We start from the raw sequence: 17522 nt of genomic DNA on the forward strand, positions 1-17522 counted from the left end.
CCTTCGACAAAACCTCAATCCGCTGCAGATCGCGTTCGCTCATCGCAATCAATCCCATCCGCAATCTCCCAGGTCATCAAAACCCGGGGAGAGTGACATTCCAACTTTGCAGGATCAGGACACTTTAACTTTGCGGCTACATATGAAAGTCGCATAAGCTGAATTATGGAACTGCCGTGCTTCTGATATCCGTCGTGTTACGGGCTTTCGACGCGGCACCAGCCCCTGTCACGCAGGTGACAGGCTCCGGCGGGGTCACTTGCACTTGCCTCGGGCAGCGACCACATCAAGGTCCTGCTCACCTTTCTGCGGCGAGCTCATCAGGAGCACTGCAATGGGATATTTTGACAGGGACGTTCTGCGTCCCGACGATGCTGCGTTGATTGACGCCTACTCGCAAACGGTTGCCGACGCGGTTGATCTCGTCGGTCCTGCCGTCAGCCGCATCGAGCGGGCTGACGGCCGGCCGGGGCACGGGTCCGGGTTTGCCATCTCTCCCGACGGGTTGATCATCACCAACCACCACGTCGTCGAGGAAACGAAGACTGTGCGCATCCGGGCGGCCAACGGCAGCGTCGGCCACGGAACGGTGCTTGGTCGCGACCCGGACACCGACATTGCGCTCATTCGCGCCGACATGGATGTCCAGTCGTGGGCGCGCCTCGGCAACTCGAAAACTCTGCGGCGGGGTCACGTCGCGGTTGCCATCGGCAATCCGCTCGGCTTCGACTGGTCCGTGACCACGGGCGTGGTTTCAGCGCTTGGCCGCTCGATGCGGGCATCGAACGGCCGGTTGATCGATGACGTCATCCAGACCGACGCCGCGCTCAATCCGGGAAACTCCGGCGGTCCGCTGGTCTCTTCTTCAGGCGAGGTCGTCGGCGTCAACACCGCGGTGATCATGGGCGCCCAGGGGATCGCCTTCGCGGTCGCCTCCAACACGGCCAACTTCGTGGTTTCGGAAATCCTGCGCTTCGGCCAGGTGCGACGGGCCTTCATCGGCATCGCAGGCGATACCGTTGCCCTCCCCCGCCGGATTGCCCTGCAGGCGGGCGCCGTGCAGACCACGACCGTGCGCATCCGCCGGATCGAGCCGGCAAGCCCGGCCGCGCATGGCGGCTTGCGTGAAGGCGACTATATCATCGCCGTCGACACGCTGCCGGTCGCCGGCGTCGATGACTTGATCAGGCACCTCGACGGTTCGCGCATTGGCCGGATGGTCGCGCTCACGGTCTACGATGTCGACGGAAATCTCGTCACGCGCTATGTCGAGCCCGCTTCGCGCGCGGGCTGACGACATTTGCGCATGAAGTCGCTCCGCGGGGCCGTTTCATGCCGGCGCGGCCGCCGGGCTTGAGCCAGGTTCCGGCATCTTCGGCAGCACGAGCAGCAGGGCCACTGAAATCAGGTGAATCACGCATGTCACCGCTGCCAGCGCCGAAAGGCCGATTGTAATGAACGGTGCGGCAACCACTGTGCCGAGCGTCGTCGTCATGAAGATGAAGAAGACGATCAGCGCTGATCCACGGGCGTTGTTGGCGCCGGACGCGACGATGCCGCGATAAAAGCCGATCGGGCCGCGCAGGCCCAAGCCGAGCGCCATCGGCGTGAAAAGTACGGTGAGCCATATGGTGTCGCTGCCGCCAGAAAGGCCGTAGACGAGCAGCGAGACGGCGCTAAGAGCCGCGGTCGCTGTGCCGAAAGCGATGACGGGCTCGACACCAAAGCGTTCGGCAATCCGGGCGGTGAGATTGGCCGCGACGATGAAGCCGGTGATGTTGGTCACCTGCATGAAGATGAAGTCATCGAGCGATCCGCCCATGGTGGCGACGATGACGGTCGGGGCTCCGAAGACGAAGGTCAGGAGCCCGCCAAGGGTGGCTGCCTGGCTCAGCGCATAGCGCATGAAGATCCGGTCGGTGAGAAGCTGCACGTAGCTGCCGCGAGACCTTTCCGGTCCACCCGCCTCCGCTGGCAGCCCGAAGACGACGATGAGCAGCGCGGCTGCCGCCGTCAGGGCACCCAAGAGCTCGAACGACGACTGCCAGCCGAAATGTGCCAGCAGCGCCACGCCCAGGATCGGGGCCAGCGCCGGCACCAGCGATTCCACGCTGCCAAGAAAACCGACGGCGCGAACGGCGGCGCGATCGCTGAACAGCTGCCGGATCAGGCCGGGGCCGAAGACGGGGGCTGCGGCCGATGCCACGCCCTGAACGAACCTCAGGGCAATGAGGGTGGCGATATCGGGCGCGAATGTGCAGGCAAGCGATGCGATGGCGAAGGCGACGAGCGAGGCGACCAGCATGGTCTTGCGTGCGAAATGATCCGCCAGGCGACCAAACAGCAGCAGTCCCAATCCGCCGCCGCAAACATAGGCGGCAAGCACCAGCTGTGCCGTCGCCTCGCTTGCGTCGAAGATCTCGGGCAATTGCGGTACGGCCGGAAGGACGAGATCGGTTCCCGCCAGCGAAAGGGTGGCACAGAGGATCAGCAGGAGGAAGGCGATGGCGCGGCGCGAGGGTGTCATGGTGCGAAGGACTCTTGGGCGTGGTTCTTGATCCCATGAGCAAATTGGCCACCGACAGTCGGTCAGTTGACGCCCCGTCGGCAGCCACCAATATGGGTCGCCGGAATGCTAGCAAGCGCCGGCTTGCCCGGACAACGAATGAAATATTCGCGGCTCACAGCAGCCCGACCGTCGTCACCAGGCGGCCGACCCGCCCGCCGGAAATCCCGATCCTCTCCCATCGCACGGTGCTTGGAGGGATAGGCATCTCGGCATCGTTGCTGCCGCAGGTCGCGAACTCGACAGATCCCGAAGCGGCATCGTCGAACCAGCCGAGATCCGGCAACGCCAACTCGCATTCGATGATTTCCGGCGTCGCGTAGCGCCAGAGCGAGACACCGCGAAACGACGCCGCAGAGACGCGCCACTGCGCCTGCCGCGCCGGCGAAGCCGATAGAAGTACGTGGCTGTCGTCGCAGACCAGATGGACCGGAAAAGGCGCCTCTTCGACCAGACGATGCAGGGTGTCGTCGATGCCGGCGCTTTCATGCCGTTGGAGCAACGCCTCGATCCGGGTGCGGGTCTCGGTCGAGGGCTCATGCACCCCGGCTTCCCACCGGGACAGCATCCCTTGAGACACACCGAGGTCGGCCGCAAGCGCCTCCTGCTTGATCTGCCGCAGCCTGCGGAACCGGCGGAGCCTGCGTCCGAGCGGCAGAGCGCATATTCTCAGGTCGTCGGCCATGACCTTTTCCCGAGGGTTGATGATCGTCCTGAGTAGAAATGGCGTGCGGCGCCACGTCAACACGTCAGGCAGCTTTCGGGCGTTAGCAGCAACAACCGACAAGGCGTTCCAACAGCTTTCCAACTAAAAAACATCGCTTGGAGGCGCACTGTTGGTCATCTGCAAGTAATTGACGCGCGTCTGGTTTTTGCTATCTTGGGTTGTCGTTTAAATTCTCGGAGCGAGCCAGTGAGACGCAGTTTTTATCTAGTATCACTCGCGCTCCTGTCCGTCCTTGGACTGGGTGTTGCGGCATCTCACTTCTGTAAGGTAAGTCGCGACCAATTAAAGATCGAATCCGAAGCCGCTGAAAACTGCCGTTCCCCATCAATTCCAAGCCTATGGCACCAAATGCCTGTCTGGGCCGAGAAAGAGCGATTTCCTAACTACAACTCTCAACAAGTATCCAACTATCTCGGCGTCTTTGCTGCGTATGCAAACAACGCATACACTCCAGAACCTGAAATATATTTCGATCTAAAACCCGAGGTATTTGGCTGGAGACCGATCGGCAAGCCCATTGAGCGTGCAGGCGGGTTCCAGGCACATGTGTACTATAGGGATACCCCGGATAGGCTCTACGTCATGACCGTATATCGAGGTACCGACGGGTTCCTCGACTCCGACAGCTTTTCGAACGCCAGCTGGTTCACTCAGATGATCAATCCTTGGGACCAGTATCGAACAGCGCGAACAGCCTATCAGCAAATTCGCGCCGACGCGAAGAGCGTTGCTGGCACGAAGAGCATAGGTTACCTGACCGTTGGCCATTCTTTGGGTGGCGGTTTGGCGAGGCACGTTGCAAAGGCTTTCCCTTGCACTGCGGCTATTGTTTTCAATTCCAGTTTTGTAACAAATGAGTATCGTTTGGAGAACGCCTACACGGATGCTCTTGTAATAGATGTCTTCGAAGACCTTGATGTTCTCTCTTATGCCGCCCTATACGTGAACCCCACTGAGTTCTTCAAAATCAACAAAAGCCATTATTGGTATCGTCTGAACTTGAACCGGGCAAAGAACGAGCATGGGATCTTCAAATTTGCGGCGCATATGGCTCGAGTTCCGGTTGATTGCTGGGATGATCGAGAATGCTACCTCAAAGATTATCCTCCGCCACCCGGCGACTACGAAGTGATTTTTCCAACTGGGAAGGAAGAAGTCGATAACCTGCTTTGTAGTGCCGCCCCACCAAAAGTTAGGAACGAGGAAGAGTTGTGCCCTGGTGGGCTGACAGGCCAGTCGGCACTTGCACAATGAAGGCGTCGACTCCTTCCTGCTTTTTCGTCATCCAGAACGGACGACACACGGGGGCCCGTTCGAGACGTGCGGTGGTTCCTGTCGGACGGCTATGCCGCGATGGGGGTTCTTCGCGACACGCCGGACCGGCCCCTAGAGCCAACCGGCCTTCCTGAAGCGATAGTAGAGCAGTGAGCAGAGGAGCGCGATGGTTCCGAGCACGACGAAATAGCCGTATTGGGTCTTCAGCTCGGGCATGTTGTCGAAGTTCATTCCATAAATGCCGGCGATTGCAGTCGGCACCGCAAGAATGGCGGCCCAGGCGGCGAGCTGCCGGGTGATCGTCCCCTGCCGTTGCTGCTCCAGGAGGTTGCTGGCTTCGAACACGGAGGTGATGACCTCGCGCAATCCGCCGACGGTGCCTTCGACGCGCCGCACATGGTCGAGAACGTCGCGGAAATAGGGTTTGGCGTGGTCGTCGATACAGGGCAGATCGAGGTTCGTGAGCTTGCTTGCAACTTCGGACATCGGTCCGAGCAACCGCTGGAACAGGATGACCTGCCGTCGCAGGCGAAAGATGCGGCGGATTTCCTCGCGCTCCAGGAATGCGACCAGCATGTGTTTTTCCATGGCCAGCACCTTGTCCTCGATCGTCTGGACGATCGGCAGATAGCCATCGACGATGAAGTCGATGATGGCGTGCAGCACATAGTCGGTGCCCTTCTGCAAAAGCTGCGGCGAGGCTTCCAACTGGGCGCGAAGATCGGTGTGGGCGCGGGCCGAGCCCTGCCTGACGGAGATGATGTGATTGCGCCCGACAAACAGCGCCGTCTGTCCGTAGGCGATCTTGTCGCCTTCGAGATGGGCCGTCTTGGCGATGACGAAGGACTGCTCGCCATAGATTTCGACCTTTGCCAGCTGTTGCGTGCTGAGCGCGTCTTCGACAGCGAGCTGGTGCAGCCCGAAGGCCTTTTGCAGCGTCGCCATTTCGTCGGCCGTCGGGGCATACAGCCCGATCCATGCGAACTCGTTGTCGCCAAAAGTTCTCGCGGTCGGGGAAAGCGGCAGTTCTTCTGCGCGTTTTCCATCGCGGTAGAGGAATGATGCAACGACTGGCATGGGGTCTTTCTCTGGTGCAGGCGGCACGCCGGCCCCGCGCTAGGCGCGCTTGGCGTTTACCGCTAAAGGAGGTTGCTCACCCAGTCCTCATGTCCATGACGAACGCGGACGATGAGGATGTCATCGCCGGGCTCGATCCGGTAGACGACGAGATGGGCCTTGAAGGGATGGATGCGCATCGATGGCGACAGCTCGGGCCGCTCGCGCGCCATGCGCGGGTTCGCCGCAATCAGTTCGAAGACCGAGAAAAGCTCGTCGTGATAGCGCCGCGCCTGGGTGGCGCCGAAGAGGCGTATGCCTTGTTCTGCGATGCCGATGACATCGTCTTCGGCCGCCCGCGACAGGAGAAATGCCATTATCCGCGATCACGCGGCGTTTCGGCCCGCACAAGGGCAGCTGAAAAGAGATCGTCCCTGGAACGCTCGCCGATGCCGCTGTTCAGTCCGTCATCGACGAGGCGCTGCATCACGGCGATCTTGTCATTGCGCTCCTGGTCCCTGCGGATCAGGTCGCGCACGTAGTCGCTGGCGTTCGCATAGCGGCCCGTGCGTGTCTGCGCTTCCACCCAATCCTTCATCGGTTCGGGCAAGGATACGTTCATCGTGGCCATGTCAGCCTCCGTTTCCATAACCAATGATGGCATATTTTGGCAAAGATTGTCAATTTTGACGGAGCACGCGGCGCAGTGGCGCGACTTTTCCGCCACGGACCGTAGGCGTGCCGAGCGGCTCCGGCGCCGCCAAATGCGGTTGCGGGTGCGGCTGCGAGCAACTGTTGATCAGTCTTGTGGGGTTGAAAGGGCGAAAAAAAGGCGATTCTGGCATCATTTCGCGGTTGGAAAGCAAAATTTAACCATACTTGTCCATCCTTTCTCAATCCGTCGTCAAGAAGGGGACAATCCGGAAGTCGCGCTGAAGTGGTCGCTCGTCGGCCCGAAGAAACGTGCGTGGTTTGCTGGCTTGATTTGCGTAGTTGAGTAAGATCGCTCGTTCACAATTTTTGCACCGCCTGTTGCGGCCACTGCTGATTACTTGCTGCGGAACCGCCCTTGCCGGCACTGCGGCGTGGTCGATGGTTGGCATGGTCGCGATGGGCAGTTCCCACACGCACGGTTCGGGCAACTTCCTGCCCAAGCCGGAACTCTACCTGACCGAACGGGCGCAAGAGCGCCCGTGGAACAAGCATGCGCGGGTTACACCGAAGCAAACCCAAGACACGACGGCTGCGCAGCCGGTGACCTTCGCAAGCCTTTCTGCAAGCGAAGCAAAGTCGGGCCGAAGCTACGTGCTTCCGGACGGCGAGATGAGCGCCACGGCGTCGCGTTTCGACGCGCTGGCCAAGCAGGCCGGCCTGACGCCCGAGCTCCTTGTCAGCCATTTCAAGAAAGCGCAGGCAGCCAAGGCGCTTCAGGCCTCGGCAAAGGTCGAGCTCCCGGCGCCGGAACGTTTCGGGGCTCCGTCCACGGATACGACGCAAAAGCCCCTCACCCAGCTTGCCTATGCCACTCCCGCCCAGAGCGGAGCGACCGGTGCTGCGTTTTCGGCCGTGCTGACGGCACCGATCGAGGAAGATCGGGTCGAGGACGATCTGGCGGCATCGCCGGAGGTCGACGTCAGCGACGAAGCCGTCGCTTTGCCTGACTATGAGGCGACCCCGTCCGCAGGCCCGCTGCCGCAGTCCCGGCCGCGCGGCGAAGAGCCTCAGAAACAGGCGGTCGAGACGGAAAAGCCCGTTGGCAAACGCGAAGAGGAAGCGGTTGCTGCGAAGGCCGACGCGGCCGACAAGGCTGACCTACGCGAGGCGCCGAAGCAGAAGATCGCCTATGCCCGGCCGGACGATCCGACAAAGAGCAGCTCCGGCACCGGGTTCGGCCAGGCGCTGCGCAACATGTTCGGCGGCGGCGCAAAGGCCGGCGACGGCGTTGCCGTCTACGACATCACCGCCGCCAAGGTCTATATGCCCGACGGCAGCGTGCTCGAAGCGCATTCCGGCATCGGCAAAATGGCCGACAATCCGCGCTACGTCGACGTCAAGATGACCGGACCGACCCCGCCGCACACCTATAATCTGAGGATGCGCGAAACCCGTTTCCACGGGGTCGAGGCGATCCGCATGCTGCCGATCGACGGCAAGAACAAGCATGGTCGCGACGGGTTCCTGACCCATAGCTACCTGTTGCGCGGCGCGCGCGCAGAATCGCATGGCTGCGTCGCCTTCAAGGACTACCCGCGCTTCCTGACCGCCTTCAAGCAGGGCAAGGTCAAGCAGATCGTCGTGGTGCCGAGTGGCGGCCGCGCTGCCGGTACGCGCATCGCCCAGAACGGCAGGAGCAGCTGACGGGCAAGCCGCTCTTCCCTGTTGCGCGTGACGACCTATCTTGAGATCGTCACCGCGATTGGAAAGAGGACCGGGAGCTCGCCATGTGCCGCAACATAAAACCGCTGTTCAACTTCGAGCCGCCGGCGACGGACGACGAGGTCCGTGACGCAGCGCTGCAGTTCGTGCGCAAGCTGAGCGGAACGACGAAGCCATCCAAGCGCAACGAGGCGGCCTTCGAACAGGCCGTGGAGACCATTGCGGCCTGCGCCCGGGAGCTCATCGATGCGCTCGAGACGTCGCAGCCTCCCCGCAACCGCGAGGAGGAAGCAGCCAAGGCCCGGGCGCGCTCGGCCATGCGCTTCGCCTGACGCTCGCGCGAGCCTTCCCCAAAAGACCGATATGGCCGCCTGGCCTCAGCCGGCAGTCACTTGCGCCGCACATCGAGCCCGAGGGCTTCGGCAATCGTGATGGTCTGGTCGATCGTGATGATCGCATCCTTGAGCTGGACGTTTTCCGGGTCGATCGCGCTCAGGTCGCTGCCGCGCAGGTCGCAGGCAGTGAAGTCGACGCCATGCAGCCAGGCGCCGGAGAGGTCGACATCGCGCAGCGAGCCTTCCCTGCACGATGCGCCCGTGAGATCCGCCTCCCGCAGGCGTGTTTCCTTGAAGCTTGCGCGCCCGAGGGACGCGCCGGGCAGACCAGTAAAGGACCAGTCGCCGCCGGTCACCTGCATCTGGTCGAAATCGCAGGCGTCGAACATGCTGCCGACGAACTTGCACTCGGTGAAGCAGCTGTCGAAGAACTTGCAGGCGACGAAGGTGCAATTGATGAAGGCGCTCGCCTGGTGCGACGAGGCGTTGAAGCGGGCCTGGCGAAAGGTGCATTCGTGGAAGACCACGCCGACGGTCTGCGCTTCCGTCAGGTCAAGGCCGGTAAAGAGCGTGTTGTCATGGCGCTCGCGCTCGATCTGCCGGCCGTACCAGTCGGCGCCGGCGATCGTGCTTGCGGTCTTCGGCGCTGCTTCGCCATATCTTCGCTCGGCCATTGTCATCCCCCAGGGCTCTGCGCCCGAAGGGCGAACGCGCTGCTGCTCGTCCAAACCACCATTTCCCACTTCGCCTGGTTCGGCAATGTGAAAACAGGCGTGCGAGCGGGCCGCCGCAACTCGGGTTCGCGCGCCTTACCGGCAACCGCTATTCCACCAGCCGGACGCCGCCTGTTCCCGCAAGGCCCTTCTGAGCGAACGTCTCGCCTGCCGCCGTCGGCTTCTTGAAGTATGTTGTTCCGGAAACGTAGAGGTTCAGCACTTTGGTGATCAAAGCCGTGAAACTGGATTCCGAATTGAGGCTGCCGCTGACGTTCCAGTCGATGACGGCATAGGGCAGGTAGATTGCGCCATTGTAGAAGCTTCCCGCAGAGGTGTTGATGCGAAACTGCACGCTGCTGTCCTTGGCCTGACGGCCCTGGAACATGAGGATGCCCGCATGCGTGCCGGACGTGGGTGCGGAAACCTGCAGGACCGCGGCTCCGTTCAGCATCAAGGGGGACTGCGCGTCCTCGAAGTAGAACTGAACGTCCTTTCCGATCACCTTGGCGGACGTGTTCAGGGTGAAGGCGCCGCCACGAAACGTGTAAATTCCAGGCTTCAGCGTCAGGTCATCGGTCGCGTTCACGGTCAGCCCGCCGCAGTAGACGCCCGGCTCAAGCGAGGTCTTGCCCTGGCTGTTGATCGTTTTCAGGCTTTTGGAAGTGCAGGCCGCACCTCGGGCGACCGGCTCCGCCATGCCCGCCAGGGGATCGGGAACGACAGGAGATCCGTCCTTCGGTTGCGGCGAAATCATCGTGCCGGAGAGCTTGGACTGGCCGGCGACCGCGATGTGCGATGCGGAGAACTTGCCCTGGTTTTCCATGTAGAACGCACGCTGCGAATGCAACGAGTTTACCTGGAAGCCGCATTCATTGATGACGGAGTTCGAGTTGCTGATCCTCAGCGCGTCGCTCTTGCTCGGGTCGAGGATCAGGACACAGGCCGAGGCACCGGCTTTTCTGACGGCCTTTGCGTAAACCGAAATCGGCAGCGTCTCGTAGCCGAAGATGTGCATGACCGCGGTCTTGTAGTCTTCCCGCACGACGACGGCGACCGTGTCACGCTCGATGGTGACTTGATGCGTCCAGTCCGGCGGCGCTTTCGGGTTGGTAGCGTTGTTGCTGCCGAGATGGGCGCCGAGAAAACCGTGGGCGACGGTCTGTTCCGAACCCGTGCCGGCGGCCGCCCCTGCCAATGCCGCAGCGTCCGCCGCACTTTGCATGGCGTTCTTGCGGTTGAGCGCAGAGGCGAAGTCGATCGCGATGCCGGCGGCAGCAATCAGCGGAAGCATGATCAGTGCCGCCAACATGCCGAAGTTGCCGGATTGGCTATGCAGCAGGGCCGAGGCGCAACGGACAATTGGAACGAGGTTCAAGATGATCATGGCGTGTTCTTTGCAACAAGATGGAGTGTCCATTGCCTCATCGCGCAGCCAACCTTGCCAAGCGTTTAACTCTGAATGCCAATTAACGGTATGCACTTGGACTTGTAGGGATACTTAAGCTACCTCTACATATGCATTTGCGTGGTTGCTTATTCTCCGAAATGCCGTGCTTCCCTCCTTCACGGCCGTCGAATGTGGCCGGCAGGCCTTCAATCGCTGCTGCCTCCGTTTCATTGACGGGGCCGGTCAAAACCATGCGGTCGGGCTAACCCTTTTGCAGGACCGGCCTAATCCTTGACTGAAACGTGCGCTGTGAGACGCTACGGCTTCAAGGTTGTAGTGCGTAAGGGGCGGACCATGAAGTTCTCGAAGACCAAGAGAAAGCATCCCGGGAAAGCATTCAAAATCGGAGGGGCAGACAGAAGCGCCTATGACGGGTTCGTCGGCGCGGCTCGTGCGGCCCCTGGTTTCTCCTATCGGGGGAGATGGGCCAGCGAAGGCAGCCCCGGCACGTTCGAGGCCTGGCTCGTTACCAAGGGCGTGATGCCCAAAGCGTAACGTCTCCCAATCGCCTGGCGCGTCGCTGCCCGATCGGTGGTGGAGACGGTCACGACCGTCGGCGAGCGCTGCGTGCCGCAGCGCTCCACCGATCTCGTTCGTTCGACCCGTCGCTGTCGTTACGGGCTCAGTCGGCGACACTTTCGTCCGGTGCGACCGACCCGATGTTGTAGCCCTCAAGCTGGGCTGCGGCGCTGTCGCGCTGCGGAAAATGCAGGATCGTCGCCGTTCCCGGCGTGACCGGAACGACCCGTGACGGCGGCAGATCCAGGAACTCGTGGCAGGCAGCCCGCACCACGCCGCCATGGGCGACGATCAGGAGGTCTCCCTCGGTACGGGACATCCAGTCGCGCACGCCCTCGGCCACCCGTCCACGAAAAGCGCTCCAGGTCTCGCCGTTCGCCGGCGTGAATGTGCCGGCGCGCCAGGCGGCATATTCATCCGGGCGCTCGGCGATCAGGTCCGGTTTGCGTCGCCCGGTCCACTCCCCCATGTCCAGCTCGCGGAAGCGCTCGTCTGTCGGGGCATCGGGGTGGCCGATGAGTGCGACGGTCTGACGGGTCCGGCCGAGATCGGAGGCGATGATGCGCACCGGTTTCAGCGCCTTGGCGTAGGGGCGAAACCGCCTGACCTGCGCGACCCCACGTTCGGACAGAAGCGAATTGTCCTGGCCCTGGAGGCGCTGTTCGGCGTTCCACTCGGTTTCCCCGTGGCGCATGAGGATGAGCCTCATTGATGGATCCTTTCTCCGGTGGCGGCGAAAACCGCGTCGGGTGTGCGAATGAACGAAAGGGGGATGAGTTCCCCCGGTGTCGCGGTAAAGTAGCCGTCGGCCATCGCCGTCAGGCGCAGCTCGCCGATCATGGCGGTCACCATCGTGCGGCCGGCAATCGGCGCGGCCTCGGCGAAACGGGCGATGAGCGATGGCGCTCCGTCGACCGAGCCGACGCTCAGGTCCTCTGCCCTGTAGAGCAGTTGGACCGCGTCGTGGCCAGCGGCAAGTGCGGCAGGCGCGAGCGCCGTCTCACCGAAGACCAGCCCGTCGCCCTCGCGGCGGACGCCTACCAGATTTGCCGGTGGCGTGCCAAGAAAGGTAGCGACGAATGTGGTTTGCGGATTGCGCAGGAGATCGATCGGCTTGCCGAACTGTTCGACGCGGCCATTGTTGATGACGGCGACATGGGTCGCCATGGTCATGGCTTCCACTTGGTCGTGCGTGACGTAAACGGAGGTGGCGCCGGTCGCCCGATGGATGCGCATCAGTTCGCTGCGCATCTCGATGCGCAGCTTGGCGTCGAGGTTCGACAGCGGCTCATCGAAGAGAAGGATGCTCGGCTCCGGCGCAATCGTGCGGGCAATCGCGACGCGCTGCTGCTGACCGCCGGAAATTTCCGCCGGGTAGCGCTCGGAAAGCGCATCGATGCCGAGAAGCGAAAGCACTTCCCTGACACGCCTTTCGCGCTTCTCCCGCGGCCATTTCGCGACCTTCAGCGGCCAGGCGATGTTGCCGGCAACGGTCATGTGTGGCCAGAGCGCGTAGCTTTGGAAGACAAGGCCGGCGTTGCGCTTGCCCGCATCGGCGATCACGCCGCCTGCCCCGCTTGAAACCGTCCGGCCGACGAAGTCGATCTCGCCCTCGCTCGGGCCTTCGAGGCCCGCCAGCATGCGCAACAGGGTCGACTTGCCGCAGCCGGAGGGGCCGACCAGCACGAGGAACGCGCCGGCGGGCACCGAGAGATTGACGTCCTTGACGGCGGTGAAGGCACCGAAGCGCTTGACGAGGCTGCGGATCTTGATGGCGTCCGCTGCGCCGGTTGCTATTGCATTCATGGTTGTTTCCATTTCTGGACGCGGTTCTGCAGGCTGTGGGCGACAAGCGAGGCTGCCAGGCAGACGACGAGGATGACGAGGGTGATGGCGTTGGCGAACTGCATGAAGCCTTCGGCCGCATAACGGTAAGCAACCATGCTGAGCACCGGCGAGGTGGCGGTGAACAGGAGCACGACAAGAGAAAGATCCCGCACCATCTTGACGAAGACGAGGATCGCGCCTGCAAACAGGCCCCGGATCGCCAGCGGAAAGATGATCGCAAACAGACGCCGGATCAGCCCTGCGCCGGTCAGCCGCGCACTTTCCTCGATATCGGCCGAGATCTGGCCGAGCACGGAGCGACCCGACTGCACGGCAAAGGGCAGATTGTGGGCCGATGCGGCAATCACGAGCAGGGCGAAGGTGCCGTAGAGCGAGGGCAACGGCCCGATCGGCGCTCCGAAGAGGGCGATATAGGCGGCGGCAAAGGCGATGCTCGGCACCAGGAGCGGCAGGAAGGCAAGCTGGCTGAGCACGCTCGCAAGCAGGCTGCCACGGCGCTGAACGATGGTGTAGGCGAGCGCAAGGCCGAGCACCATCGTCGTGAAGGCGACGACAAGGCCGAGCTTGATTGTGTTCCAGAGCGCATCGATCAGCACCGGGTTGCGGAAGATGCCCGCCTGCCCCTGCGCGATCTCGCCGCCCCCTTCCCCGATCCAGAAATGCAGCGTCCAGTTTGAAAACAGCGCTCCGCTCTGCGGTGCCAGGCTCGAGGCCGCCAGCACCAGCACGGGCATGACCGTGGTGAGGAGGCCGATCGCGAGCGCGATCGCAAAGAGTGGCCAGCGCCAGGCCCCGAGCGGGAAACGCTTGGTGCGCCCGCCCTTGCCTGTCACCGTGATGAAGGCCCTCCGTCCGGAAACGATACGGTCGGAAAACCAGAGGAACAGCGCCGAGACGGCAATCAGAAGCAGGGCGAGGACGAAGCCACGTTCATTCTGTCCGGTCTCGATCATGCCGAAGAGGCGGGTCGACAGCGTCTGCATGCGCACCGGAAGACCGAGCAGAGCGGGCGCTGCAAAATTGGCGACGGCGCCGGCAAAGGTCAGCGACGCAGCGGCGATCAGCGCCGGTGTCACGACTGGCAGGATGATGCCGAAGAAGATGCGGGGACGTCTGGCGCCGGCCATCTGCCCCGCTTCCACCAGATCGGCGCCGACCGAACTGAGGGCTGCGGCGATGATCGTGTAGGCGAGCGAATAGTAGTGGGCAATCAGCACGATCGCTGTCGGGACAAGGCCCCAGGCCAGCCAATCCGGGATGACAAGGCCGCTGGTTTCAAAGAAGCCGGCCGAACCGCCGAGGCGCGAATTGCGAAACAGCGTGCCCCAGGCGAGCGCTGCGGCAAAGCTCGGGATCATGTAGGGAAGCGTCGCCATCAGCCCGAGCATGCGTCGGCCGGGCACGTCGGTCATCACCACCAGCCAGGCGAGGAAGCCGCCGATCAAAAGGCAGCCGGCGCCGACGCTGAAGCCGAGGATCATGGTGTTCAGCAGCGGCCGCCACCAGAGATTGGCCGAGAGCGGGCTCGCGAGCACCGCCTTCCAGGCGGCAAGCCCCTCGGGTGTCAGCGTGGTGAGAAGGATGCGAAGGAGCGGAGCGACCACCAGTATGGCAACGATGGCGACGAGGATGGCCGGCAGGAGAAAGCCGGATCGGAGCAGCCGGCTGCCCGATGGCGCGAAAATCGATAAGGATGTCATGTGCGACCTCAGCGTCCGTCGGCACACTTTAGAGACGCGCGCCGACAGACGGTTTCCGTTACTGGAGCGTGATGATCAGATCGCCGATGCGCCCGCGCGCAGCCGCCGTCTTTGCCGGGTCGATGGTCCAGGCCTTCAGGTCCCCAAGTTTGACGGAGTCCGGATGGTCGGCGATGGTCTTGCGCGTGGCATAGTCGCCCGGGACATTGAAGGGCTCGAAGCCAGGGCCGCCTGACGGCGTGTCGTCGCCGAACATGAAGTCGATCAAGAGCCGGGCCGCAGCCGGGTTGGGCGCCTTGTCGGCGACCGTCAGGACCGCGGGAAAGAGGATGCCATTGGCCGGTTCGACATTGTTGGCGATCTGCAGCGCCCAGCCTTCCTTCTCGTTGTCGCGGCGGTCGGAATAGGTGCCGAAACCGACCGGCGGGTTCTTGGCATGGGCGTCGCCGACCGACTTGTTGAGTACGTCGCTGTTGGGGACGAGGATCAGGTCATTTTCAAACAGGTCCTTGATGAACTGTTCGCCGGCACCCTGAAGATCGGCCTCCACTTCGATATCCTTGCCGAAATGCGCCTTGTAGGCGGCTGCCATCTCGTCCGGATGCAACGCGATTTCCGTTAAGAGATCAAGCAGTTCGCCGCGCTGGCTCGGATCGACCATGAGCACCCTGCCCTGCCATTCCGGCTCGGTCAGTTGCCACAGGTTGGTAACCGGGGAACCGTCGGGGAATGCCTTCTCATTGTACATCAGCACTTTGGTCGAGAGGCGCTGGGTCAGAAGCGGTCCCTTGTAGCGCTCCTCCAGCTCATTCGAAATCCGCGGCGGCACGTAGTTGACGATGCGCTTGCCTTCCAGAAGCTTGGTGAAAACGACGGGCGTATCGGCGATGTAGAGCACGTCGACGGCATGCACGCCGGCCTGCTGCTCGGCCTCGATGCGGGCGATCTGCTTGGTCGAGCTCATGTCGAGGCCGATCAGGTCGATGCCCGGATAGGCTGCCTCGAAGGCCTTCTCGATCTTGGCGATGCGGCTCGACAGCGAGAAGACCGTGACGGTTCCCTCCTTTTGCGCGAGCGGCAGCAATTGTTGTGGCGTCAGGCCGTCGAGATCGGATGCCATCGCCATCGACGGCAGAACGAAACATGCGGCAAGCGCGGCAGTGGTCAGTCTTTTCTTCATGTTGTTCTCCTCCCTTATCAATTTCCCTCAGTCGAAGTCGTTGAACAGCTCCGACAGTTTCTCCAGCCTGCCGATCACCTGTCCCTGGTGGCGGCCGGCAATCGTGAGCACGACGGCATTGACGATCGCAAAGGGGATCGTCGGTGTCTGGAATTCGCTTCCCGAGCGTCCGCGTGGCGCCGCGAGCATGAGGTCGGCTGTGGGCTCCATCAGCGGCCCGGCGAGATCGGAAACGAGGATCGACCGCGCGCCGACTTGGGCTGCGTGCCGTACCAGGGGGCCGTAGCTTTGCGGCTGCTTGCGAAATGCCAGCGCGACCACCAGGTCACCGGCCTCCATGCCGACCAGGCGCTCGGCAATGTCGCGGCCGCGTCCCGTCAACTGGATCGTGGTCATGCCGAAGCGATCGAGGCGGCGTTGCAGGAAACCGGCCACCGATTGCGCATGGCCCTGACCGAAGATGTACACCCTACGGGCGGCAAAGATCAGATCGGCGGCCCTGTCGATCTCCGCCTGCTCGACCGCTCGCGCCAGCGTTTCCAGCGCTGCGATTTCGGCTGCGATGAGGTCGGTCAAATAATCGCCATGCTCGACTTTCGAAACCGAGCGACGCATGCGGTTGGCGGCATCCTGATCGTCGAGAACCTCGCGCTGCAGCTGCGCGCGCAGGTCCGGAAACCCCTTGTAACCGAGCTTTTGCGCGAGCCTTGTGGCGGTCGCCTCGTGGACGGTCGCCCGCTGTGACAGTTGCGGACCCGACAGGAACGCCGCTTCGGCGCGGTTCTCGAGCATGGTGGCGATCAGTTTCTGATCGGCCTCCGTCAACCGTCTGGAATGTGCCTTTATGCGATCGAGGATTGTCATGACGTCCCTGCAAGTTCATTTGCCGGACATATGGTCTCTGCAAGTTTTGCTGCCGTCAATGATGTTGGTGCAAGAATCTTTGCAAAGGCCTGCAAGGCGCGTTTCGCGGGTGCATGGCATCTGCGCTACGCTGTTTGACGGAGGACGCGACAGCCGATTTTCAATATCGAAGCGTGTCTATCCTGGTTGCTATTGCAATCTTTGGAGGTGGAGCAAAAATTCTTTGCAAGGAACCGCAAACCGCTTCCGACCGGGCAGCCCCGGGCGGGTCAGGTTTCACCGGTCTCTATCGCGCGGGCCCATGTCGCGGCACGTTGAGCCGCGGCTGCAAGAACGGGCTTCGGCGCCTTGTACCATTCGTCCTCCGGCAGGCCGCGCTTGCCGCGGACGAAGGCGATCGCCGCGTCCAGTGTCGGAAACTCGCTGGGCAGCGTCAGGTGCAGGAACAGCGAGACGACAACAACCGAGCGAGAGCGTCCGCCGCGGCAGTTGACGAGAATGCCGCCGCGCTCGCGCCGCGGATAGGAGGGTTTGTCCGGCAGGACCTGCTCCAGTGCTGCCTTCAGGATGTAGTGCGCGGCCAGCATCTGCGTATCCGGGTTACCGTCGCCGTCGATGAGCCCGACCTTGTAGTAGCGGATCTCGCCGGGGCCATGGACGCTGTTGCGATGATCCGAAACAAGCTTGGGCTCTGCGACGAAGTTGAAGTCCAGGTTGACGGCGCAGTTGACGACGGTGGTGATGCCACTCGCGCGCAGCAGCTCAAGATCGCTTGCCCCTTCCTTGCCGGCGATGAAGATGTCGACGTCGTAGGCCGGATGCTTGGCATAGACGAGGCTCAACCTGGCAAGCTCTCGGCTCGCCTTGCCAGCGGTCATGTCATTCGAAATGTCGTCCATGCTGTTCTCATGCC

At 62.4% G+C, this 17522-nt stretch carries 18 protein-coding genes; 5 read left to right on the plus strand and 13 right to left on the minus strand.

Annotated elements, in window-relative coordinates; genetic code table 11:
* Nucleotides 1-334 precede the first annotated feature (334 nt).
* Nucleotides 335-1294 carry a S1C family serine protease gene (locus VGO12_RS27200; protein WP_327515835.1) on the plus strand — a complete coding sequence of 320 codons (960 nt, stop codon included), beginning with the start codon at nucleotides 335-337 and terminating at the stop codon, nucleotides 1292-1294.
* 36 nt (nucleotides 1295-1330) lie between these two features.
* Here the strand turns inward: VGO12_RS27200 and VGO12_RS27205 are convergent, their stop codons facing one another.
* On the minus strand, nucleotides 1331-2527 hold the full coding sequence (locus tag VGO12_RS27205) for an MFS transporter (protein WP_327515836.1): 1197 nt from the start codon (nucleotides 2525-2527) through the stop codon (nucleotides 1331-1333).
* Between the two features lie 154 nt (nucleotides 2528-2681).
* Nucleotides 2682-3251, minus strand: coding sequence for a helix-turn-helix transcriptional regulator (locus VGO12_RS27210; protein WP_327515837.1), 570 nt, complete (start codon nucleotides 3249-3251; stop codon nucleotides 2682-2684).
* Between the two features lie 228 nt (nucleotides 3252-3479).
* Between VGO12_RS27210 and VGO12_RS27215 the strand changes: the two genes are divergently transcribed.
* Entirely contained in the window at nucleotides 3480-4547 is a 1068-nt protein-coding gene (locus VGO12_RS27215; RefSeq protein WP_327515838.1) for a hypothetical protein, read from the plus strand.
* 132 nt (nucleotides 4548-4679) lie between these two features.
* Here the strand turns inward: VGO12_RS27215 and VGO12_RS27220 are convergent, their stop codons facing one another.
* The 3 genes from VGO12_RS27220 to VGO12_RS27230 form a co-directional block, all read right to left on the minus strand.
* Nucleotides 4680-5645, minus strand: a complete 966-nt coding sequence (locus VGO12_RS27220; protein ID WP_327515839.1) for a magnesium and cobalt transport protein CorA — start codon at nucleotides 5643-5645, stop codon at nucleotides 4680-4682.
* 62 nt (nucleotides 5646-5707) lie between these two features.
* Nucleotides 5708-6001 (minus strand): type II toxin-antitoxin system RelE/ParE family toxin, encoded by a 294-nt coding sequence (locus tag VGO12_RS27225; protein ID WP_327515840.1) that lies wholly within the window; start codon nucleotides 5999-6001, stop codon nucleotides 5708-5710.
* On the minus strand, nucleotides 6001-6255 hold the full coding sequence (locus VGO12_RS27230; protein WP_327515841.1) for a type II toxin-antitoxin system ParD family antitoxin: 255 nt from the start codon (nucleotides 6253-6255) through the stop codon (nucleotides 6001-6003). Before VGO12_RS27230 ends, VGO12_RS27225 begins: the two co-directional genes overlap by 1 nt.
* Between VGO12_RS27230 and VGO12_RS27235 the strand changes: the two genes are divergently transcribed.
* The 3 genes from VGO12_RS27235 (at nucleotide 6248) to VGO12_RS27245 (ending at nucleotide 8332) form a co-directional block, all read left to right on the plus strand.
* A complete protein-coding gene (locus VGO12_RS27235) occupies nucleotides 6248-6625 on the plus strand; it encodes a hypothetical protein (protein WP_327515842.1) in 378 nt (125 codons plus the stop codon). The genes VGO12_RS27230 and VGO12_RS27235 overlap by 8 nt on opposite strands.
* A 91-nt stretch (nucleotides 6626-6716) precedes the next feature.
* Complete coding sequence (locus tag VGO12_RS27240; protein ID WP_327515843.1) at nucleotides 6717-7982, plus strand: DUF2778 domain-containing protein; 1266 nt, start codon at nucleotides 6717-6719, stop codon at nucleotides 7980-7982.
* Between the two features lie 83 nt (nucleotides 7983-8065).
* Entirely contained in the window at nucleotides 8066-8332 is a 267-nt protein-coding gene (locus VGO12_RS27245) for a DUF2277 domain-containing protein (RefSeq protein WP_327515844.1), read from the plus strand.
* A gap of 56 nt (nucleotides 8333-8388) precedes the next feature.
* On the opposite strand, the gene VGO12_RS27250 is transcribed toward VGO12_RS27245, so the two are convergent.
* The 8 genes from VGO12_RS27250 to VGO12_RS27285 all read right to left on the minus strand — a co-directional run bounded on the left by VGO12_RS27250 (nucleotide 8389) and on the right by VGO12_RS27285 (nucleotide 17508).
* The gene (locus VGO12_RS27250; protein ID WP_327515845.1) at nucleotides 8389-9009 is read right to left on the minus strand and encodes a pentapeptide repeat-containing protein; all 621 of its coding nucleotides are present in this window, start codon (nucleotides 9007-9009) and stop codon (nucleotides 8389-8391) included.
* 148 nt (nucleotides 9010-9157) lie between these two features.
* Nucleotides 9158-10435 (minus strand): TadE/TadG family type IV pilus assembly protein, encoded by a 1278-nt coding sequence (locus tag VGO12_RS27255; RefSeq protein ID WP_327515846.1) that lies wholly within the window; start codon nucleotides 10433-10435, stop codon nucleotides 9158-9160.
* Nucleotides 10436-11120: 685 nt separating this feature from the next.
* Complete coding sequence (locus tag VGO12_RS27260) at nucleotides 11121-11726, minus strand: histidine phosphatase family protein (RefSeq protein WP_327515847.1); 606 nt, start codon at nucleotides 11724-11726, stop codon at nucleotides 11121-11123.
* A complete protein-coding gene (locus tag VGO12_RS27265; RefSeq protein ID WP_327515848.1) occupies nucleotides 11723-12823 on the minus strand; it encodes an ABC transporter ATP-binding protein in 1101 nt (366 codons plus the stop codon). The genes VGO12_RS27260 and VGO12_RS27265 overlap by 4 nt, the downstream gene beginning before the upstream one ends.
* Complete coding sequence (locus VGO12_RS27270; RefSeq protein WP_327515849.1) at nucleotides 12820-14565, minus strand: iron ABC transporter permease; 1746 nt, start codon at nucleotides 14563-14565, stop codon at nucleotides 12820-12822. Before VGO12_RS27270 ends, VGO12_RS27265 begins: the two co-directional genes overlap by 4 nt.
* 58 nt (nucleotides 14566-14623) lie before the next feature.
* The gene (locus VGO12_RS27275) at nucleotides 14624-15745 is read right to left on the minus strand and encodes a substrate-binding domain-containing protein (protein ID WP_327515850.1); all 1122 of its coding nucleotides are present in this window, start codon (nucleotides 15743-15745) and stop codon (nucleotides 14624-14626) included.
* A 27-nt stretch (nucleotides 15746-15772) separates the two neighbouring features.
* Nucleotides 15773-16609, minus strand: coding sequence for a MurR/RpiR family transcriptional regulator (locus VGO12_RS27280; RefSeq protein ID WP_327515851.1), 837 nt, complete (start codon nucleotides 16607-16609; stop codon nucleotides 15773-15775).
* A gap of 269 nt (nucleotides 16610-16878) precedes the next feature.
* Complete coding sequence (locus tag VGO12_RS27285; protein ID WP_327515852.1) at nucleotides 16879-17508, minus strand: dual specificity protein phosphatase; 630 nt, start codon at nucleotides 17506-17508, stop codon at nucleotides 16879-16881.
* Between the last annotated feature and the right edge of the window lie 14 nt (nucleotides 17509-17522).

This window comes from Ensifer sp. (genome assembly GCF_035999135.1).
In the GTDB taxonomy this organism is placed as follows: domain Bacteria; phylum Pseudomonadota; class Alphaproteobacteria; order Rhizobiales; family Rhizobiaceae; genus Ensifer.

Excerpts from the sequence above, each read along its gene's own strand:
- VGO12_RS27265 (WP_327515848.1), bottom strand. The coding sequence starts at position 12,823 with ATGAATGCAATAGCAACCGGCGCAGCGGACGCCATCAAGATCCGCAGC.
- VGO12_RS27210 (WP_327515837.1), bottom strand. The coding sequence starts at position 3,251 with ATGGCCGACGACCTGAGAATATGCGCTCTGCCGCTCGGACGCAGGCTC.
- VGO12_RS27245 (WP_327515844.1), top strand. The coding sequence starts at position 8,066 with ATGTGCCGCAACATAAAACCGCTGTTCAACTTCGAGCCGCCGGCGACG.
- VGO12_RS27240 (WP_327515843.1), top strand. The coding sequence starts at position 6,717 with ATGGTTGGCATGGTCGCGATGGGCAGTTCCCACACGCACGGTTCGGGC.
- VGO12_RS27225 (WP_327515840.1), bottom strand. The coding sequence starts at position 6,001 with ATGGCATTTCTCCTGTCGCGGGCGGCCGAAGACGATGTCATCGGCATC.
- VGO12_RS27230 (WP_327515841.1), bottom strand. The coding sequence starts at position 6,255 with ATGGCCACGATGAACGTATCCTTGCCCGAACCGATGAAGGATTGGGTG.
- VGO12_RS27205 (WP_327515836.1), bottom strand. The coding sequence starts at position 2,527 with ATGACACCCTCGCGCCGCGCCATCGCCTTCCTCCTGCTGATCCTCTGT.
- VGO12_RS27285 (WP_327515852.1), bottom strand. The coding sequence starts at position 17,508 with ATGGACGACATTTCGAATGACATGACCGCTGGCAAGGCGAGCCGAGAG.
- VGO12_RS27250 (WP_327515845.1), bottom strand. The coding sequence starts at position 9,009 with ATGGCCGAGCGAAGATATGGCGAAGCAGCGCCGAAGACCGCAAGCACG.
- VGO12_RS27280 (WP_327515851.1), bottom strand. The coding sequence starts at position 16,609 with ATGACAATCCTCGATCGCATAAAGGCACATTCCAGACGGTTGACGGAG.
- VGO12_RS27255 (WP_327515846.1), bottom strand. The coding sequence starts at position 10,435 with ATGATCATCTTGAACCTCGTTCCAATTGTCCGTTGCGCCTCGGCCCTG.
- VGO12_RS27270 (WP_327515849.1), bottom strand. The coding sequence starts at position 14,565 with ATGACATCCTTATCGATTTTCGCGCCATCGGGCAGCCGGCTGCTCCGA.
- VGO12_RS27275 (WP_327515850.1), bottom strand. The coding sequence starts at position 15,745 with ATGAAGAAAAGACTGACCACTGCCGCGCTTGCCGCATGTTTCGTTCTG.
- VGO12_RS27220 (WP_327515839.1), bottom strand. The coding sequence starts at position 5,645 with ATGCCAGTCGTTGCATCATTCCTCTACCGCGATGGAAAACGCGCAGAA.
- VGO12_RS27200 (WP_327515835.1), top strand. The coding sequence starts at position 335 with ATGGGATATTTTGACAGGGACGTTCTGCGTCCCGACGATGCTGCGTTG.
- VGO12_RS27260 (WP_327515847.1), bottom strand. The coding sequence starts at position 11,726 with ATGAGGCTCATCCTCATGCGCCACGGGGAAACCGAGTGGAACGCCGAA.